This window comes from Micromonospora matsumotoense, from assembly GCF_900091525.1.
GTDB classification, from domain to species: Bacteria; Actinomycetota; Actinomycetes; order Mycobacteriales; family Micromonosporaceae; genus Micromonospora; species Micromonospora matsumotoensis.
On the sequence record NZ_FMCU01000005.1, the window covers coordinates 363,332 to 382,572 of the forward strand.

The following is a 19,241-nucleotide window of genomic DNA, read 5'->3' on the forward strand; positions in this document are numbered from 1 at the left end:
CCCCGGGCGCCTCCTCGTCGCCCGGGGACACCGTGACACCGTTCGGGCGGTGCCGGGTCCACACCGCACAACCCAGGAGTACGTCATGGTCAAGCCCCGGTCCGTACGCGTGTCGGCGGTGGTCGGCGTCGCGCTGCTCGCCGCCGTGGGCTGTTCGTCCCCGGTCCCGTCGGCCGGCGGCACGAGCGGTGGCGGCACCGTGGTGGTGGCCACCGCGGGCGAGCCGGACACCCTCAACCCGGTGCTGAACTTCGGCCCCGACGGCGCGTCGCTGATCTTCGACGGGCTGGTCGCCCGGGACGCCCGCAACGCGCTGACGCCGGCCCTGGCGCGCGAACTACCGCAGGTGTCGGCGGACGGCCGGACCGTGACGGCGAAGCTGCGCGAGGGGGTGCTGTTCCACGACGGCAGCCCGCTCACCGCACAGGACGTGGTCTTCACCTACCAGGCGGTGCTGGACCCCAAGGTCGACTCGACGCTGCGCTCGGACCTCGACATGCTCGCCTCCGTCGCCGCCCCCGACCCGGCCACCGTGGTGTTCACGCTGAAGCACCCGTACGCGCCGTTCCTGCAGCGGCTGGCGCTGGGCGTCGTACCGGCGAAGGCGTTCGCCGGGCAGGACGTCAACAAGGCGGAGTTCAACCGCAGGCCGATCGGCACCGGCCCGTACCGGATGACGTCGTGGACGCCGGGGGACCGGCTGGTGCTGGCGGCGAACGACCGGTACTGGGGTGGCAGGCCGGCGAACCCGGGCGTGGTGGTGGCGTTCGTCGCCGACGACAACGTGCGCGCGCAACGGATGCGGGCCGGGGAGTTCGACGCGGCCGAGCTGCCGCCGAAGCTGGCCGTCGGGTTCGACGGGCCGGGCGGTCACCGGGTGCAGCGGGTCCCCACCGCCGACTACCGGGGGGTGATGCTCCCGATGGGCAACCCGGTCCTGGGTGACCTGGCGGTCCGGCGGGCGCTGCACGCGGCCGTGGACCGGCAGGCCATGGTGACCGGGGTGCTCGGCGGGGCGGGGGAGCCGGCGTTCGGGCCGGTGCCACCCTCCTCGGAGTTCGCCGAGGCGTCGATCACCGGCCGGCCCGCCGCCGACCCGGCCGCCGCCACCGCGATCCTGGACGCCGCCGGCTGGACGCCGGGCCCGGACGGCATCCGGGCCCGGGCCGGGCGCAAGGCCGCCTTCACGCTGATGTACCCGGCCACCGACAGCCTGCGCAAGGAGTTGGCCCTCGCGGTCACCGCCGACGCCAGGAAGATCGGCATCGCGGTCAACCCGCAGGGCCTCACCTGGGACGCGATCACCCCCCGGATGAAGACCGACGCGCTGATCATGGGGTACGGCACCCCGTACGACCCGGATTTCGTGTCGTTCAAGCTGTTCGGCTCGGCCTTCGCCGGGCAGGGTTTCTTCAACCCCGGCTCCTACCGGTCCGCCACCGTCGACGCCGCGTTGCAGGCCGGCCGGGACAACGCCGACCCGGCCGCCCGTCGGGCCGCGTACGCCACCTTCCAGCGGCAGCTCGCCGCCGACGTGCCGTGGGTGTTCCTCACCTACCTGCAACACACCTACGTGGTGCGGGACACCGTGGTGGGGGTGACGCCCCGGGTCGAGCCGCACGAGCACGACGTCGCCAACAGCCTCTGGTGGAACGTGCACACCTGGACGAAGACATCGTGACGACGAAGGCCCCGACACCGGTGCGACGTCGGCGGCTGGCCGGGGCCGGGGTGGTGATCCGCCGCCGGCTGCTGGTCGCCGTACCCGTGCTCGCCGCGACCAGCATGGGCATGTTCGCGCTCGGCGCGGCCTCCCCGATCGACCCCGCCCAGCAGTACGCGGGCGCGGCGGCCTTCACCACCACCGAGGAGAACCTCGCGCAGTTGCGCGCCAACTGGGGTGTCGACGACCCGCTGCCGGTGCAGTACGCCCGCTGGGTGGGCAACCTGCTGCGCGGCGACCTCGGCTGGTCCACCAGCCGGCACGAACCGGTCACCTCGGTGTTGGCCGCCCGCGCCGGCTGGACCCTGCTGCTCGTCGGTGCCGCCCTCGCCCTGGTCCTGGTGGCCAGCGTGCTGCTGGGCACCCTCGCCGCGTACCGGCGGGGTGGCTGGTTCGACCGCGCCCTGCGGGCCACCGCGTACGCCGTGCAGTCGATGCCGGTGTTCTGGATCGGGCTCGCCGCGATCGCCCTGTTCGCCCTCACCCTCGGCTGGCTGCCCGCCGGTGGGCTCACCGACCTCACCGCCACCGGCACCGCCCCCGCCGACGTGGCCCGGCACCTGGTGCTCCCGGTGACGGTGCTGGCGATCTCCCAGGCCCCGTGGTTCGTGCTGTTCGTCCGGGACGCCGTCGCCGAGAGCCTGCGCGACGACCACGTGCTGGCCGCCCGCGCCCGGGGACTGCCCGGCCGTACCGTCCTGTTCGGCCACGCGTTGCGGACCGCGCTGCTGCCCTTCCTCACCCTGGTCGGCACGCACCTGCCCGAACTGGTCGGCGGCGCGGTGCTGGTGGAGACCGTGTTCTCGCTGCCCGGCCTCGGCGCGGTCACCGTGCAGGCCGCACTGGGCGCGGACTTCCCGCTGCTGGCCGCCACCACCCTGGCCACCACCGTCGTGGTGCTGACCGCGAACCTGGCCACCGACCTCGGCTACGCCGCCGCCGACCCCCGGGTACGCCTCGATGACTGACCTCGCCCCCGCGCCGGCTCGGACCCGGCCGTCGCGCCGGCCGTCGGCCCTGTTGCGGGGCGGCCGTCCCGGCGTGGTGCTGGCCGCCGGTGTGCTCGCCGTCGCGGTCGTCGCCTGCCTGCTCGCCCCCCTGCTCTGGCCGCTCGACCAGAGCGCGGTCGACCTCGTCCGGACCCGGCTCGCGCCCTCGCCCGAACACCTGGCGGGCACCGACGACCTCGGCCGTGACGTGGCGCTGCGCAGCCTCTACGGGCTGCGCGTCTCATTGCTCGTCGGCGCGGTCGCCGCCCTGGTCGCCACCGTCATCGGCGGCCTCGTGGGCGCTGTCGCCGGCACCGTCGGCGGGCGGGTCGACCGGGCCCTGATGCGCGTCGTCGACACCATCGCCGCGCTGCCGCACCTGCTGCTGGGCATCTTCATCGTGGCGATGCTGCGTCCCAGCCTCGGCGCGGTCATCGCCTCCATCGCGCTGACGCACTGGCTGTCCACCGCCCGCATCGTCCGCTCCGAACTGCTCAGTCTGCGCAGCCGCCCGTTCATCGACGCGGCGATCTCCGGCGGCGCGAGCCGCGCCCGGGTGCTCACCCGGCACCTGCTGCCGCACGTGCTCCCGCGTCTCGCGCTGGCCACCACGCTGATGGTTCCGCACGCCGTCTGGCACGAGACCGCGCTGTCCTTCCTCGGCCTGGGCCTGCCCCCGCACCTCGCCTCCATCGGCAACATGATCAACGACGGTCAGCGTTCCCTGCTGACCGGCGCCTGGTGGGCCAGCATCGTCCCCGGCCTCGCCCTGGTCACCGTCACCCTCGCCCTCGCCGCGCTCACCGGCCGCTGGCGTGACCGCCTCGACCCCCGGGTACGCGCGGAGCTGCAGCTGTGACCACCACCGCCCCCACCACGGTCCCCGCCGGCACCGGTCGGGGCCCCGCCCTGCTGGCGGTCGACGGGCTGACCGTCCGCTTCCGGCTCCGCGACGCCGTCGTGCACGCGGTCAGCGACCTGAGCCTCGACCTGCACCCCGGCGAGTTGCTGGCCGTGGTCGGCGAGTCGGGCTGCGGCAAGTCCGTCCTCGCGCACGCCCTGCTCGGCCTGCTGCCCCGCAACGCCACCGTCACCGGGCGGGCCCGCCTGCACCCTGCGGCGGGTGAACCGGTCGACCTGATCGCGGTGGGGGAGCGCCACCTCGCCCGACAGGTACGGGGTCGGGCCATCGGTCTCGTCCCGCAGAGCCCGGCCACCGCCCTCACCCCCGTGCGCACCGGCCGGCGGCTGCTGGAGGAGACCCTGCGCGCCCACGGCCACCCCCGCCGGGCCGCCGCCGACGCCGCCGAACGGGTCGCCGCCGACGTCGGCCTGCACCCGGTCGACCTCGACCGCTACCCCCACGAGCTGTCCGGCGGGATGGCCCAACGGCTGGCCACCGCCCTGGCGCTGGCCCCCGACCCGCCGCTGCTGCTCGCCGACGAACCCACCACCGGCCTCGACCGCCCGCTGGTCGACCACACCCTGGACCTGCTGCGCCGCCGTTGCGATACCGGGGCCGCCGTCCTGCTCATCACCCACGACCTCGCCGCCGCCCGCCGCGTCGCCGACACCGTCGCCGTGATGTACGCCAGCCGCATCGTCGAACACCGCCCCACCCCGGATCTGTTCGACCACCCCGGCCACCCCTACACCGCCGGACTGCTCGACGCCCTGCCCGACCGGGCGTTCACCCCCGTGCCCGGCCATCCGCCGATGCTCACCGACCTGCCCGCCGGTTGCGCCTTCACCCCGCGCTGCCCCCGGACCACCGACGCCTGCCACACCACACCCCGCCTCGCCGCCGACGGCGGGGGGCGGCTCGCCTGCCACCACCCGCTCACCCCGGGAGCACCGGCATGACGACCACTGTCGACGACCCGACGGGCCCACCCGACTCCGCAGCCGTGACGCCCACCGGACTCGCCGCGCACCAGATCACCGTCCACTTCGGCCGGCAGCGCGTCCTCGACCGCGTCGACCTGCACATCGCCCCCGGTGAGACGGTCGGGTTGCGGGGGCCCTCCGGCAGCGGCAAGTCCACCCTGGCCCGCGTCCTGGCCCTCCTGCACGCCCCGGACAGCGGCCGGGTCGCCCTGGACGGGCGACCCGTCGGGGGTGTCCGGTACCGGGTGCCCGCCGCCGTGCGGACCCGCGTCGCGATCCTGTTCCAGAGCCCCCGCGCCGCCAGCGACCCCCGGCTGAGCCTGGCCGACCTCATCGCCGCACCGCTGCGGGCGACCGGCACCCCGACCGCGGAGACGACCGCCCGTACCGCCGAACTGGCCGACCTGGTCGGGCTCACCTCCGACCTGCTCACCCGGCGTCCGCACGCGGTCAGCGACGGGCAGCTGCAACGGGCCTGTCTGGCCCGCGCCCTCGCGCACCGGCCCGACCACCTGCTCTGCGACGAGGCCACCGCGATGCTCGACGCCTCCACCCAGGCCCACGTCGCCGCCGTCGTCACCGACTACCAGCGCCGGCACTCCGCCGGCGTGCTGCTGATCACCCACGACCCGGCCCTGCTGGCCCGCTGGGCGACCCGGGTGGTGGACCTGCCCGGGGCGGCGGTCGATCCGCCCGCGCGCCCGCCGACCCGCTGACGGCGGGGTACGGCGGCGGTGGTCACCGGGCCGGGCCGGTGCGCAGGTAGGTGAGGACCGCGAGCACCCGGCGGTTGGTGTCGTCGCTGGGTGGCAGGTCGAGCTTGGCCAGGATGTTGCCGACGTGCTTGCCGATCGCCGCCTCGGTGACGTGCAGCCGGGCCGCGATCGCCGCGTTGGAATGGCCCTCGGCCAGCAGCACCAGCACCTCCCGCTCCCGGGCCGACAGGGTGGCGAGCGGGTCGCGCGGGCGGTGCAGCAGGTGCCGTACCACGTCGGGGTCGATGGCCGTGCCGCCACCGGTGACCCGCCGCAGGGTCGCGGCGAACTCGGCGACGTCGGCGACCCGGTCCTTGAGCAGGTAGCCGACCCGGCGGCGGTCACCGCTGTCGAGCAGCGCCGCGGCGTACTCGGCCTGCACGTGCTGGCTCAGCACCACCACCGCGAGGTGCGGGTGCCGGGTGCGGGCGGTGACGGCGGCCCGCAGCCCGTCGTCGCGGTGCTGTGGCGGCATCCGGATATCCGTCACCACCAGGTCCGGCTCGTACGCGTCGACCGCCTCCAGCAGCGCCGGGGCGGAGCCGACGGCGGCGACCACCTCGAAGTCGAATCTGGTCAGCAGGCCGATCAGGCCCTCCCGCAGGAGCACCTCGTCCTCGGCGAGCACGACCCGGGTCACCGGGGGCACGGCAGCTCCACCCGCACCAGGGTAGGACCACCGGGCGGGCTGGACAGCAGCAACCGCCCGTCGACGGCGGCGACCCGGTCGGCGAGCCCGGTCAGTCCGCTGCCCCGGGCCGGGTCGGCGTCGCCGCACCCGTCGTCCTCGATCTCCACCACGAGACTGCCGGCGGACCGGGTCAGCCGGACTTCGGCCCGGCCCGCGCGGGCATGCCGGGCGACGTTGCCCAGGGCCTCGGACACCACGAAGTAGGCGGTGGTCTCGACCACCTCGGGCAGCGGCTGCCCGAGGTCGGCGTGGACGTCGACCGGGATGGTGGCCGCCCCGGCCAACTCCCGGACCGCGCCGGCCAGACCGAGTTCGGTGAGGTGCTGCGGGCGGATGCCCTGCACGATCTGCCGCAGCGTGATCATGAGCCCCTTGGCCTGCTCGTGCGCGACGGCCAACGGCCGGGCCGCGGGCGAGTCGTCGGGCACGTCCAGCCGGGCCAGGCCGAGCTGGAGGGTGAGGCTGGTCAGCCGGGGCTGCGCGCCGTCGTGCACGTCCCGCTCGATGCGACGGCGTTCGGCCTCGTAGGCGTCGACCAGGCGGGCCCGGGAACGGGCGACCTCCCGTAGCGCCGTCGAGTCGGCCGCCCCGTCGAGCAGTCGGCGGGCCACCGCCGCCTGACCGGCGGCGAGCAGGCCGGCCAGGTACACCAGCGCCGGGACGCCCAGGATGCCCACGGCCGCGTACGGGATCGCCTGGCGGGCGGTGTCGACGGTGGTCCAGACCACGATCACCGGGTCGGCGTCGCCGACCAGCCAGGGGCTGGCGATCAGCGTCAGGTCGAGCAGGCCGATCAGGAACAGCAGCCAGTACGCCAGCGGCACGAGGCCGCCGAGCAGGAAGGTGTGGCCGACCTCCCGCCAGGCCCCGGCATCGCGGTAGCGCGCCACCAGGCCCGTGAAGCGTTGCCGGTGCAGCGGACGCGGGTCCACCAGGCGCAGCCGCCACCGTTCGATCGCGGCCACCGCGATGCTGACGACCGGGGCCAGCGCCAGCACCGTCAGGGCGACGACGGTGAGGAACACGAGGATGGGCAGCTCCACCGGGCGGCCCTGCCGCGTGGCGTTGACGACCGCCATCAGGGGCGCACCGACCACGAGGAGCCCGATGGACAGCACGCCCGCGATCGGCAGGGTGGTGGCGAGGTAGGCCAGCGACCGCCACGGCCACCGGGAGACCAGATAGTCGCGTCGGCGCAGCGCCGACGCCAGGTGCAGAGGTACGTCCGAGGTCATGCCGGAACCCTGTCAGGGCAGCGCCGCCCGACCCAGCCCACTGGCCGTAGCGTTCAGGTATACCTGGCCATACCTGAACCGGGCTCCGCCTGCCGCAGGCAGGTTTCGGCCTGCGGCCCTGCGGGTGGGGCAGCCCTCTTCGCGACTGCGGTCCGTCGACCGTGCCACTGCGCAGGGTAATCGCGCAACTACTTCCCCCGGCGGTGCAACTCCCCGGGCCGGTGGCTCCGTTCTACCTCCGTCACAAGGAGGCAGTCGACTTGAGAGCCGAAGACGAACAAGCGTTCCGCGAGTTCGTGACGTCGCAGATGGCGTCGCTGCGCAAGCTGGCGTACATGACCTGCGGCGACTGGTACGCCGCAGAGGACGCGGTGGCCAACGCCCTGGTCAAGCTCTACCCCCGCTGGCGGAAGCTGGACCGGCCCGATCTCTACGTCAAGACCATGGTCTACCGGGCCGCGATCGACGAGACCCGGCGACCCTGGCGTCGCGAGCGGTCGGCCGGTGACGCGATGCCGGACCTCGCGTTGCGCGACCCGGCCGAGGCGGCCGACGAGCGGCTGCGCCTGCGGGCGGCGCTCGACGCCGTGCCGGCCCGGCAACGGGCCGCCGTCGTGCTGCGGCACTACCTGGGGCTGAGCCTGGAGGACACGGCCGGCGTCCTCAACTGCACGGTGGGCACGGCCAAGAGCCAGGTCTCCCGTGGCTTGGCCAAGCTGCGCGAGTCGCTCGCCGCCGAACGCATCAATCTCACCGGGAAGCCGACAGAGGAGTGGACCAATGCAGCTGCATGAGCTCGTGGACGCCGTGACGGGCGAAGAGCCGCCGATGACGCGTACCGCCGATGACATCATCGCGGCCGGGCGGCGGGCCGAGCGGCGTCGTCGGGCCGGGTTCGCGTCGGTCGGCGTGGCCGGTCTCGTCGTGGTCGCGGTGGCGGGCGCGTTCACGCTGCCGACCCTGGGCGCCGAGCGGAACACCACGGCCGCGTCGGCCCCGGCCGGCGCGACGACGTCCGGGTCCACCGGGGCCCGGTGGCCCGACGCCGCGCCGTTCACCTTCACCTTCACCGGGTACGACGCCGGAACGCTGCACGTGCAGAACCCGATCGTCACGTCCACCGGCTACCAGATCGCCTCCGTCTACTCGGACAACCACACCTCGAACGACAAGCCCGTCACCGGTGAGGAGACCGAGGCGCGGGGCGACGTCATCACGCAGAAGAGGAAGGCCGCCGGGGGGAAGCCGAGTCTGTGGGCCTACCTGACCGTCTACCGACCGGGTGTCTTCGACCCCGCCGGGATCAAGGGCGGCGAGGAGGTCACCGTGGCCGGGCGCAGGGCCGTGCAGGCGACGCTGCCGGTCGGCCTCGACCCGCGCAACCCGGTCTACCCGGGCAACAAGGTGTTCGCCTGGGAGTACGCCCACAATGCCTGGGCGGCTGTCACGTCGTTCTCCGGCGACATGGCCACGCCGAGCTTCCGGGACCTGGGCGGTCTGGTCGAAGGGCTGAAGCCGAGCAGGCCGAAGCCGGCCCTGGTGCCGTTCACGGTGGGGTACGTGCCGAGCGGCTACCTGCCGTTGCAGACCGGCACGCACGCGATGCCCGGCCTCAGCGGCATCGCCACGGCCCGCGCCGGTGACTACGGCGGCGCGACGTACACCCGGCCCGCCGCGCCCACCTCGGGCCTGACCGCGCCGTACGACGCCGTCGACGGTGCCATCAAGGACGGGTTCCACATCTTCGTCACGCCGAGCAGTAGCGCCAACCAGTCGCCGGAGCCCGGCGCGACGAAGTGCCACCCCGGTGCCGACCGGCGTCTTGCGGGCGGCGGCTTCTGCAACATCTGGAGCGCCGACGGCACCGTCTCCCTCCAGGTCAGCGGCATGGGCCTGGGCAACGCGCTGCCGCTGGCCGAGCTGGAGAAGATCGCCAGGGGGATCCGGGTCGCCGACGTCCGGAACGAGTCGACCTGGACCCCGGCCGCGCAGGCTCTGCGGCCGTAACACCGGAGCCCCGGGCAGGGGGCCGGGATCGCCTGGCGGCCACGGCGACGGCGGCACTGTGCGTTCCGGCAGTGCCGCCGTCGCCGTGGCCGCCGCTGTCTCCGCCCGTGGGTGTCGGCCGGTTCCGGAAGTCCGACCGGCACACATCGCCCACCTATTGACGAGTCCGCACATCTTGGCAGCAGCGTATGCCTCGGCTACCGTCCATGGAAACGCTCCCATGAACTTAGATACGTCTATGTGATCAGGAGGAAACACGTCGTGGCTATCCTCTCCCGGCGTCGCAGATCGGTGGCCGTCAGTGTGGCCGCCGTCGCGAGCGCCACCGCTGCTGCCGTCTGCTTCGCCGTCGGCGGCGCCTCCGCCGGCACCATCTCCGGCCCGCTCTACCGCGACCCGAGTTCGGCCGTCGTGCGCTGGGTCGCCGCCAACCCCGGTGACTCGCGGGCCGCCGCCATCCGCGACAAGATCGCGAGCCAGCCGCAGGCCCGCTGGTTCGCCAACTTCAACCCGTCGACCGCGCAGGCCGAGGCCGCCGCGTTCATCGGTGCGGCCAACGCGGCGCAGCAGATCCCGGTGATGGCCGTCTACCAGATCACCAACCGGGACTGCGGCGGGGCCAGCGCCGGTGGGGCGCCGGACCTCAACCAGTACCAGACCTGGGTGTCCAACTTCTCCCGGGGGCTGGGCAACCGGACGGTCATCATCATCCTGGAGACCGACTCCCTCGCCCTGCTGACCTGCCTGAACAGTAACGAGATCAACGCCCGCAACCAGGCGATCTCGACGGCCACCCGGACCATGAAGTCGGCCAACCCCAACGCCAAGGTGTACCTCGACGCCGGCCACTCCACCTGGAACAGCGCGAACGAGACCGCCAACCGCCTCCGGGCGGCCGGCGTGCAGTACGCCGACGGCTTCTTCACCAACGTGTCGAACTACAACCCCACCTCCGGCGAGGCGAACTTCGGCCGGAACGTCATCTCCGCCCTCAACGGCATGGGCCTGTCGGGCAAGCGCCAGGTCATCGACACCAGCCGCAACGGCGGTGCCAGCGGGGACTGGTGCGGTGACGACAACACCGACCGGCGCATCGGGCAGTACCCGACGACCAACACCGGCGACAACAACATCGACGCGTACCTCTGGGTGAAGCCGCCGGGCGAGGCGGACGGCTGCCGCTACACCGCCGGCTCGTTCCAGCCGGACCTGGCCTTCAGCCTGGCCAACGGCGCGCCCAACCCGCCCACCACGACCCCGCCGACCACCGCGCCCCCGACCACCGCGCCGCCGACGACCCCGCCGCCGACCACCGCTCCCCCCACCACGCCGCCGCCGACGGGTAACGGCTGCACCGCGTCGGTGGTGGTCAACCAGTGGAACGGTGGCTTCACGGCGAGCGTGACGGTCACCGCCGGGGACACGGCCCTCAACGGCTGGAACGTCAGCATCGCCCTGCCCGGCGGTGCCGCCGTCACCAGCACCTGGAGCGCACAGGCCAGTGGCACCAGCGGGACCGTCCGGTTCACCAACGTGAGCTACAACGGGCAGGTCGGTGCCCGGCAGTCGACCAGCTTCGGCTTCCAGGGCAACGGGACCGGCCAGGGTTCCACCGCCACCTGCGCGGCCAGCTGACCCCACCCGACGCCGACAGGCCCGGTGCGGAGGACACCCTCCGCACCGGGCCCGTCCCCGTTCTGCGGTACGCGCCGGACCGGTCGCCGACGAGCGACCGTCACCGTGCGGCACCCGTCCGCGACTGCAATCGGGCTAAACTGGAGAGTGGCGCTCACACACCAGGAAATCTTCGAACGGTACGTCTACGCCGGTGCGGTCACCCGGGACCCGGATGCGATCGCCGCCCTGTTCACCGAGGAGGGCGTGTACGACGCACCGCTGGCTCCCGACGGTCATCCGCTACCCGGCCGCCTGGTCGGCCGGGCCGCGATCCGGGCCGGGACCAGCGCGTACCACCAGTCAGGCGGTGGTCACGAGGACGACGGTCTTGCCGGACAACTCACCCGCGCCGGCCTGAGCGTGCAGTACGGGCAGCTCGGCCAGCGCCACCCGCCGGGCGACCCCGACCCGTAACTCACCGGTGCCGACCCGCGCGACCAGATCGGCGAGCTGGTCGGCGTCGCTGCGCACGAACAGGTCGATGCCGCGTACGCGGCGCTCCTCGTCGGAGGGGGCGGGCATCCAGACGGTGGTGTTGACCAGGGCCCCGCCGTCACGGATCAGCGGGACCAGCGCGGCGAGCTGTTCCGGGGCGACCGGCGCGAGGTTGAGCACCAGGTCGACCGGCGCGGTCACCGCCGCCGTCACGTCGGTGGTGGTGTGGTCGATGACCTCGTCGGCGCCTGCGGCCCGGACCCGGTCGACGCTGTGCGGGCTGGCCGTGGCGATCACCCGGGCACCGGCCTCCTTCGCCAACTGCACGGCGTATCCGCCGACCGCTCCGCCGGCCCCGTTGACCAGCACCCGCTGACCGGCGGTCAGGTTGCCGTGGTCGAACAGCGCCTGCCACGCGGTCAGGCCCACCAGCGGGAGCGCCGCCGCGTCGGCCAACGGGATGTTCCTGGGTGCCCCCGTCAGGATCTCCGCCGGCGCGATCACGTACTCCGCGGCGGCCCCGGTGCCCGTCATCGGCAGGAAGCCGATGACCTGGTCGCCGACCGCGACGTCGACCACGTCGTCACCGACCGCGTCGACCGTGCCGGCGACGTCGAGGCCGGGAGTGTGTGGCAACTCCACCGGGATCGGGCCCTGCATGTAGCCCGCGCGGATGTTGCCGTCGACACCGTTGAACGATGTCGCGGCGACGCGGATCCGCACCTGACCCACGCCGGGGGTGGGCTGCGCGACGTCCTCGTAGCGCAGCACCTCGGGACCACCGAACTCGTGAAAACGCACTGCCTTCATTGCGGAACCTGCTTCCGTGGGCGCCGTCGATGTGCTTCGTACGTGCAGCGGTGCCGGCGTGCAGGTGCGGCATCGCTTCGCGTCGCGAAGGCATCCAGCCCGGTGTCACCAGGGTCGCCCGGAGGCATCCGCCGGATCTGCGGTCGCTGGATACGTCACCCAATCTGGCAGGGTCCGGCGCGGTTAGCCTGGGCCGGGTTGGCCCACCCTGATGATGGTCGGTTCGCCGGCGGCATCGACGATCTCCGCGAGACGCGCCGCATCGGCCGAGCGTGGTGCCGCCGTGAGCATCAGCGCCGACAGGTCGTCGCCCGGGATGGTGAGAAGGCTGCCGACAAGCGTGACGGCGGCACCGTCCGGATGAAGGAACGCGGCACTGCTCTCGTAGGCCGCCACCGGTCGCGGGGTGCGCCACAGGGTGTCGAACAGGCCGCTTCGGCTCCGCATCTCGTCCACCAGCGCGGCGAGCGAGGCGTCGGCGGGGTAGCGCAACAGCGCACTCCTCAGACGGGCGGCGAGGACCGCCTCATGATCGGTCGCGTCGGCCGCAGACTGCTGGAAACCGCTGAACGGATCGCAGAACGTACGCCAGGCGATGTTCCACTCCCAGGGGTTCCCGGTGAGATTCCAGTGCCCCAAGGCCAGGAACGCGCTGTTCACGGCGACCAGGTTCATCGCCGCGTCGGAGACGAACATCGGCGTGTCCGTGAACCGCTCCAGCAGCCGCAGCGCGCCCGGACCGATCTCGTTCGGCACCTGCCCGTCCGCGGCGGCGTACCCGGCCAGCGCGCAGAGCCGCTCGTACTCCGCCCGCCCGATCCGTAACGCACGGGCGATGGCGTGCACCACCCCGGCCGACGGGTGGCTGCGCCCCTGCTCCAGCCGGCGTACGTAGTCCGCCGACATCCCCGCCAGGTCGCCGAGTTCCTCCCGCCGCAACCCCTGCACCCGCCGCCGGCCGACCGGTAGCCCGACCGTCGCCGGGGCCGTGCTCTCCCGCAACTGGCGCACTGCGACGCCGAACTCGTGACGCTCCACGCGCCCCAGTGTGCCCCGGCAGCCCGCAGCAGGTAGCGGGTGGCCTCGGCATTCAGTGCCACGCCAAGCGCATCGGCGGTACTTTCAGCGCAGGCCGCCCGGCCCGACCAAGCCCGTTTCGTAGGCGACGATGACCAGTTGTGCCCGGTCACGTACCGTCAGCTTGGTCAGCAACCGCCCGACGTGCGTCTTCACGGTGGCCAGGCTGAGATTGAGATGCTCGGCCAACTCCGCGTTGGACAGGCCCCGGCCGATCAGTGTGAGTACTTCCCGTTCCCGTTCGGTGACCCCCGTCAGCCGTCGTGGCAGCGGCCGAGCCGGCTCCGGCCGACGCGCGAACTCGTCGATCAGCCGGCGGGTCACCGTCGGCGCGAGCAGCCCTTCGCCGGCGGCCACCACCCGGATGCCGGCCAGCAGGTCCGCCGGTGGGGTGTCCTTGAGCAGGAACCCGCTGGCTCCGGCGCGCAGTGCCCCGAAGACGTACTCGTCCAGGTCGAACGTGGTCAGGATGACGACCCTGGTGCCGGCCGTGGCGGGGTCGCCACAGATCCGTCGGGTCGCCTCGATGCCGTCCATCGCTGGCATCCGCACGTCCATCAGCACCACGTCCGGGCGGTGCTCGGCGGTCAGCGCCACGGCCTCCACGCCGGTCCCCGCCTCGCCCACCGCGGTGAGCCCCGGGGTCGAGTCGACCAGCAGTCGAAAGCTGCCGCGCAGCAGCGCCTGGTCGTCCGCGATCAGCACCCGGATCACGCGGCCACCCGGTAGGGCAGGCTGGCAGTCACCGCGAAGCCGCCGCCCGAGCGTGGCCCGGCGCGGAACTCGCCCCCGTGCAACGTCACCCGTTCCCGGATGCCGATCAGCCCGTGTCCCTCCCCGCCGGTCCGGACCGGGCGGCGGCCGTCGTCGGTCACCTCGATCCTGACCTCGCGAGGCGTGACGGTCACCGTTGCCCTGCAGACGGCCGGCGCCGCGTGCTTCACCACGTTGGTCACCGCCTCCTGCACGATCCGGTAGACCGCCAGGCCCACCGACTCCGGCACCGCCCCGGGCGATTCCTCCCGCCGCACGTCGAGCCGTACGTCGACATCGCCGATCGCCGCCTGCCGGGCGAGCGCGGGCAACTCGCCCAGCCCGGGTGTCGGGGCGTACGGGGTGTCCTCGCGCAGTGCCCCGAGCACCCGGCGTACGTCGGTCAGCGCGTTGCGGCCGGTCTCCTCGATCACCCGCAGGGCGACCCCCGCCTCGCGGGGGTCGGTCCCGGCGACGTGGTTGGCGACGGCCGCCTTCACCACGATGAGGCTCAGCGTGTGCGCGAGAACGTCGTGCAGTTCCCGCGCCACCCGTAACCGCTCCTCGGCGGCGGCCTGGCGGAGCAGGTGCTCGCCCTGACGGGCGGCGAGAGCGCGTCGCCCGCGGACCAGCCAGCCGAGCACCCAGGCGGGCGCGATCATGACGGTGGCGTAGAGGACCCCGCCGGTGCGCGACCAGAGGTCACTCGCGGTCAGCACCAGGGCGACGCTCACCAGAGCGAGACAACCGGCGGCGCACCGCAGCGACCGGCGCGTGCCCGTCGACACGGCCACCGTGTAGAAGGACAGGCCGATGGCGAGCCCTGGCGCGGCGGCGGCATAGTGGGGAACCACGCCGGTGACCAGGGCGACGGTGGCGACGGAGCTGATCACGGCGGCGACGGTGATCGGCCACCGTCGCCGGACGGCCAACGGCAGCCCGAGGGCGAACCCGACGAGCACCGACACCCAGAGCGGCTCGTCCACGCCACCGTGCAGCGGCGACTCCAGCGCCGCGTACGGGCCGAGCAGCCCGCCGACCGCCACGGCGAGCACGACGTCCACGGTGGCCAGTTCCGCCGGCCGTAGCCGCCGGGTCAGCAGGAGGGCGGTCACCTGCCGAAGCGTATCGGCCGGCGGGGCCAGCCGCGTCCACCTGCGGGTGGTCATCCTCAGGCATGACGGCTGCCGCGTCGCGGACCCCGGCTCCGCCCAGCGGTGGACCGGAAAGTGTCCACACCGGCACGACGCGCGACACCTGCGGCAGCCGGCACCCTGGCGGTCATGACCACACAGGCGGTGACGCTGACAGGGCTGCGCGCGGTGTACGGCACCGGAGCCCGCCGGGTGACGGCGCTCGACGGCGTGACGACCAGCTTCGCGAGCGGCACGTTCACGGCGGTGATGGGCCCGTCGGGCTCGGGGAAGTCCACCCTGCTGCACTGCGCGGCCGGACTGGACAGGCCAGTCGAGGGAACCGTCATGATCGACGGCAGGCACCTCGACGACCTGGGCGAGGACGACCTGACCCGGCTGCGCCGCGATCGGATCGGCTTCGTGTTCCAGGCGTTCAACCTGGTGTCCACGCTGACCGCCGCACAGAACGTCGAGCTGCCTCTGCGCCTGGCCGGGCGTCGTCCCCCGGCCCGGGACGTCACTGCCGCGCTCGACGCCGTGGGCCTGGCCGACCGGGCCCGGCACCGGCCGAGCGAACTGTCCGGCGGCGAACAGCAACGCGTCGCCGTGGCCCGAGCGTTGATCACCCGTCCCACGGTCGTCTTCGCCGACGAACCGACCGGGGCACTGGACAGCGCGGCGTCCCGGCAGATCCTCCGGCTACTTCGTGCCCTCGTCGACGACCACCGGCAGACCGTCGTGATGGTGACCCACGATCCCACCGCTGCCGCGTACGCCGATCGGGTCCTCCTGCTCGCCGACGGTCGCGTCGTGGACGAGCTGACCGGCGGGATCACCGCCGCGGCCGTCGCCGCGCGGATCGCCGCGCGGGAGACGGTCCCGGCGGAGAACGCCGGGGAGCCGTCGTGCTGAGCATCCGCCGGTCGGCCGGCGCGTTCGTGGCCGTCGCCATCGGCGTCACCCTGATCGCGGCGGCCACCCTGCTGCTCGCCTCCGGCCGCCCACAGGTGCCCGACCGGCTGGCGTACGCGGCAGTCGTGGTGCAGAGCCCCGAGGCCGGTGCACCGGCCGACTCGTTCGCGCCCACCCGGCCCTGGTCCGCCGCCAGGGCGGCGGAACTCACGAGCAGGCTGGCCGAGGTGCCGGGCGTCACGGCGGCAGTGCCGGACCGGACCTTCTACGCCCAGGCGCTCGTCGACGGCCGGCCCCCGGCCACCGATGCGCAGCGGGAGGACGCCTACCAGGGGCATGGCTGGTCCAGCATTCGGCTGGGTGGACTCCGTCTCACGGCCGGCGAGCCGCCCCGGCAGGTCGGCGAGGTGGTCGTCGACCGCACGCTCGGGCTGCGTCCCGGCGGGCCGGTCACCCTGCTCACGGCGGCGGGCCCGGAGCCGTACACCGTCACCGGTCTGGTCGATGCGCCCGGCGTCTACGTCGCGGACGAGGTTGCCGCCACGCTCGCGCCCGGCGTCCGGGCCATCGGTCTACTGGTCGCGTCGGGTGCCGATCCCGGGAAGATCGCCGAGGCGGCCCGCGGTGTCGTCGGTGGCGACGGACGGGCGCTGACCGGCGACGGACGCGGCGCTCTGGAGCCTCGGGGGGACGCCCGTACCCGTTGGATCGGCATGCAGGTGCTCACCGCCACGGCGGCTCTCGCCGGCTTCGTCACGGTCTTCGTGGTCGCCTCCACCTTCGCGTTCACCGTGGCGCAGCGTCGGCGCGAGTTGGGCTTACTGCGCGCCGTCGGTGCCACTGGCCGTCAGGTCCGCCGCATGGTCCACGGCGAGGCGCTCGTCGTCGGCGCCACGGCCGGACTCGCCGGCCTCCTGGCCGGCGCGGCGCTCGCCCCGGTGTCGGGTCGACTTCTGGTCGACGTCGGCTTCGAGCCGGCGACCTTCCAGGTCCGGTACGAACCCTGGCCGGTCGCGGTGTCGATCGCCGCCGGCCCGGTGATCGCGCTGCTGGCCGTCTGGTCGGCGTCGCGACGAGCGGCACGCGTCCGCCCGCTGGAGGCGCTGCGCGAGGCGGCGGTGGAGCAGCGGCCGATCGGGCGGCTACGGATCGCCACCGGTGTGCTTCTCGTCGCGGTGGGGCTCGCCCTCAGCCTCGGCACCGCGACCGCCGACGAAGCCCGCGACGCCGCCACGTTCGCCCTCTACGCGGTGATGGCCCTGGTGGCCGGTGCCACCGTGCTGGCACCGGCGGCCGTCGGCCCGGTGGTGCGGGTGCTGCGGTCGCCGGTGCGTCGAGCGGGTGGCGCGATCGGGATGCTGGTCCGGGCCGGAGCGTTGACCGCGACCCGACGAACGGCTTCGATCGCCGCCCCGGTGCTGCTCACGGTCGCGTTCGCGGTGCTGGTCTCCGGGATGGTGCGCACCACCACGGCCGCCTACACGGCGAGCCGGGCCGACAACGTCAACGCCGGCTGGGTCGTCCTGCCCGACCGTGCGCCGGGCCTGTCGGACCAGGCCGTCGCGGCGACCGGAGGTACCGCCCTGCTACCGACGACGGTCTTCGGGACCGACCCGGGCTCGTCGCCGAAGAACCGGCCACTGACCGCGCTGGGCGTGGACCCGGCGGGCTTCGCCGCCGCGAACCGGGCGCTCACCGTCGTCGCCGGCTCACTGGACGACCTGAGCGGCGGCGATACGGTGGTCCTTCCCGCTTCGGCGAACCGGCGGCCGTCCGAGCCGTACGCGCTGGTCTTCGCCGATGGGGAGCTGGTGTCGCTGCGCGTCGTCGCGGTCGTCACCGACGACTCGATCCCCGGCGACCTGCTACTGCCCAGATCAGTGGTGCGAGCGCACGACCCCTCGGCGCTCACCTCCGCGGTGTACGTCCAGGACCGGATCGATCCCCCGTCCGGAGGGCGGATCGTCGACGTGGCCGGATGGGCGGCCGAGGCGGACCGCGCCGAGGATCGCCTCGTCTGGCTGTTCACGCTGCTCCTGATCGGCGTCTCAGCCGGCTACGGTGCGGTCGCGGTGGCGAACACGCTGCTGATGGCCGCCGCCGGCCGGGTGGCCGACCTGCGGCTGATCCGGCTGGCCGGTGCGACCCGCCGGCAGGTCATCTGGCTGGTCACCGCCGAGTCCGCCCTGGTGGTGCTGATCGGCGCGCTGCTCGGAGGGGCTGTCGCGTTCGTCGGTCTGCTGAGCGTCCGGGCCGGCCTCACGGAACAGACCGGCGTACCGGTCGACCTGGTGGTGCCGTGGTCGGTGGTCGGCGGGGTGGTGGCGCTCTGCCTGCTCCTGGCGGTGCTGGCGAGCGCGCTGCCGACCCTGCGGTCACTGCGTCAGGCTTCCGCCCGATCTTCCGTCGGCAGCATGGGGTGAGCCCGTACCCTCGCTTCCCAGGGCGGCACTCGGGCCGCCGCCACCCACGGACGTGATGCGCGTACCCGGTCGGCTCGCCCCTTGATCGTCACCACCTTGCGCGAAGCGGGTCGCACCACCGGGGTGGGCGTCGGGTCTCACTCGCGGGTCAGCCCCGGTGGTAGCGCGTCTTCGTCGGGCCGGACCTGGCGGGCGGCGGCCAGGGGGTCGCGTTCGAGGGTGTGGATCAGTGGTGCCGGGCCGCCGACGCAGGTCCAGGTGTCGTCCCAGAGCGCGGAGACCAGCCACGACCGGTCGGCGGGAAAGAAGAGGTCGGGTAGCGACCCGTGGGCATGGCGCAGGTGACCACCGGTGCGCCAGGTGAGGGCCTGCTCGGGACCGGCCTCGACCAGCACGTACGGCCAGTCCCAGTAGAGCGACACCCTCGGGGCGTGGGGGAAGACGACGTCGTGGGCGCCGGTGTCGAGGTAGGCCAACCACCACGGCTGGCCGGGGGAGTACGTGCTGAGGTCTTCGACCAGGGCGTGCTCGTAGGCGGCGGCGGTGACGTCGTCGGCCTGGTACGTGGTGGCGTAGGCGTCGAACCCGGGTGGGACGGCGGTGGTGATCGAGACGCCGGCGGTGGTGTGCCCGGCGATCCACTGCACGTCGGCGGCGGTGCCGATGCGCCAGTTCCGGCCGTCCTTGTTGACCCGCACACCGCTATTCAAGCCGTTGCGGTGATGGCGGAC

At 73.7% G+C, this 19,241-nt stretch carries 17 protein-coding genes; 10 read left to right on the forward strand and 7 right to left on the reverse strand.

The features are described from left to right. Positions 1-85: 85 nt before the first annotated feature. Genes GA0070216_RS13660 through GA0070216_RS13680 form a run of 5 tightly spaced genes read left to right on the forward strand, consistent with a single transcriptional unit; the run spans position 86 to position 5,315 of the window. Positions 86-1,681: an ABC transporter substrate-binding protein gene (locus GA0070216_RS13660; protein WP_091244979.1), complete on the forward strand. Its 1,596-nt coding sequence runs from the start codon at positions 86-88 to the stop codon at positions 1,679-1,681. Next, on the forward strand, positions 1,678-2,691 hold the full coding sequence (locus GA0070216_RS13665; protein ID WP_245722479.1) for an ABC transporter permease: 1,014 nt from the start codon (positions 1,678-1,680) through the stop codon (positions 2,689-2,691). The genes GA0070216_RS13660 and GA0070216_RS13665 overlap by 4 nt, the downstream gene beginning before the upstream one ends. Next, positions 2,684-3,571 (forward strand): ABC transporter permease, encoded by an 888-nt coding sequence (locus GA0070216_RS13670; protein WP_091244982.1) that lies wholly within the window; start codon positions 2,684-2,686, stop codon positions 3,569-3,571. Before GA0070216_RS13665 ends, GA0070216_RS13670 begins: the two co-directional genes overlap by 8 nt. Next, positions 3,568-4,575, forward strand: coding sequence for an ABC transporter ATP-binding protein (locus tag GA0070216_RS13675; RefSeq protein ID WP_091244985.1), 1,008 nt, complete (start codon positions 3,568-3,570; stop codon positions 4,573-4,575). Before GA0070216_RS13670 ends, GA0070216_RS13675 begins: the two co-directional genes overlap by 4 nt. Beyond that, positions 4,572-5,315 carry an ABC transporter ATP-binding protein gene (locus tag GA0070216_RS13680; RefSeq protein WP_091244987.1) on the forward strand — a complete coding sequence of 248 codons (744 nt, stop codon included), beginning with the start codon at positions 4,572-4,574 and terminating at the stop codon, positions 5,313-5,315. The genes GA0070216_RS13675 and GA0070216_RS13680 overlap by 4 nt, the downstream gene beginning before the upstream one ends. A gap of 22 nt (positions 5,316-5,337) precedes the next feature. Here GA0070216_RS13680 and GA0070216_RS13685 read toward each other — a convergent pair whose 3' ends face one another. Next, positions 5,338-6,003 (reverse strand): response regulator transcription factor, encoded by a 666-nt coding sequence (locus GA0070216_RS13685; RefSeq protein WP_091244992.1) that lies wholly within the window; start codon positions 6,001-6,003, stop codon positions 5,338-5,340. Further along, complete coding sequence (locus GA0070216_RS13690; protein WP_091244995.1) at positions 5,991-7,280, reverse strand: sensor histidine kinase; 1,290 nt, start codon at positions 7,278-7,280, stop codon at positions 5,991-5,993. The genes GA0070216_RS13685 and GA0070216_RS13690 overlap by 13 nt, the downstream gene beginning before the upstream one ends. A gap of 260 nt (positions 7,281-7,540) precedes the next feature. Between GA0070216_RS13690 and GA0070216_RS13695 the strand changes: the two genes are divergently transcribed. The 3 genes from GA0070216_RS13695 (at position 7,541) to GA0070216_RS13705 (ending at position 10,922) form a co-directional block, all read left to right on the forward strand. Continuing rightward, entirely contained in the window at positions 7,541-8,074 is a 534-nt protein-coding gene (locus tag GA0070216_RS13695) for a SigE family RNA polymerase sigma factor (protein WP_091245320.1), read from the forward strand. After that, entirely contained in the window at positions 8,061-9,287 is a 1,227-nt protein-coding gene (locus tag GA0070216_RS13700; protein WP_091244998.1) for a hypothetical protein, read from the forward strand. Before GA0070216_RS13695 ends, GA0070216_RS13700 begins: the two co-directional genes overlap by 14 nt. Positions 9,288-9,548: 261 nt before the next feature. Then, positions 9,549-10,922, forward strand: coding sequence for a glycoside hydrolase family 6 protein (locus tag GA0070216_RS13705; protein WP_091245002.1), 1,374 nt, complete (start codon positions 9,549-9,551; stop codon positions 10,920-10,922). A gap of 342 nt (positions 10,923-11,264) precedes the next feature. On the opposite strand, the gene GA0070216_RS13710 is transcribed toward GA0070216_RS13705, so the two are convergent. The 4 genes from GA0070216_RS13710 to GA0070216_RS13725 form a co-directional block, all read right to left on the reverse strand. After that, positions 11,265-12,209 (reverse strand): NADP-dependent oxidoreductase, encoded by a 945-nt coding sequence (locus tag GA0070216_RS13710; protein WP_091245006.1) that lies wholly within the window; start codon positions 12,207-12,209, stop codon positions 11,265-11,267. A gap of 183 nt (positions 12,210-12,392) precedes the next feature. Beyond that, the gene (locus GA0070216_RS13715; protein WP_091245009.1) at positions 12,393-13,247 is read right to left on the reverse strand and encodes a helix-turn-helix domain-containing protein; all 855 of its coding nucleotides are present in this window, start codon (positions 13,245-13,247) and stop codon (positions 12,393-12,395) included. An 84-nt stretch (positions 13,248-13,331) separates the two neighbouring features. Further along, entirely contained in the window at positions 13,332-14,000 is a 669-nt protein-coding gene (locus GA0070216_RS13720) for a response regulator (protein ID WP_091245012.1), read from the reverse strand. Next, positions 13,997-15,154: a sensor histidine kinase gene (locus tag GA0070216_RS13725; protein WP_245722480.1), complete on the reverse strand. Its 1,158-nt coding sequence runs from the start codon at positions 15,152-15,154 to the stop codon at positions 13,997-13,999. Before GA0070216_RS13725 ends, GA0070216_RS13720 begins: the two co-directional genes overlap by 4 nt. Positions 15,155-15,322: 168 nt before the next feature. Here GA0070216_RS13725 and GA0070216_RS13730 point away from each other — a divergent pair, with 168 nt between their 5' ends. Both GA0070216_RS13730 and GA0070216_RS13735 read left to right on the forward strand, forming a co-directional pair. Further along, positions 15,323-16,087 (forward strand): ABC transporter ATP-binding protein, encoded by a 765-nt coding sequence (locus GA0070216_RS13730; protein WP_176738952.1) that lies wholly within the window; start codon positions 15,323-15,325, stop codon positions 16,085-16,087. Beyond that, entirely contained in the window at positions 16,081-18,510 is a 2,430-nt protein-coding gene (locus tag GA0070216_RS13735) for an ABC transporter permease (protein WP_091245024.1), read from the forward strand. Before GA0070216_RS13730 ends, GA0070216_RS13735 begins: the two co-directional genes overlap by 7 nt. Before the next feature lie 137 nt (positions 18,511-18,647). Here the strand turns inward: GA0070216_RS13735 and GA0070216_RS34520 are convergent, their stop codons facing one another. Beyond that, complete coding sequence (locus GA0070216_RS34520) at positions 18,648-19,208, reverse strand: hypothetical protein (RefSeq protein ID WP_176738953.1); 561 nt, start codon at positions 19,206-19,208, stop codon at positions 18,648-18,650. Positions 19,209-19,241 lie beyond the last annotated feature (33 nt).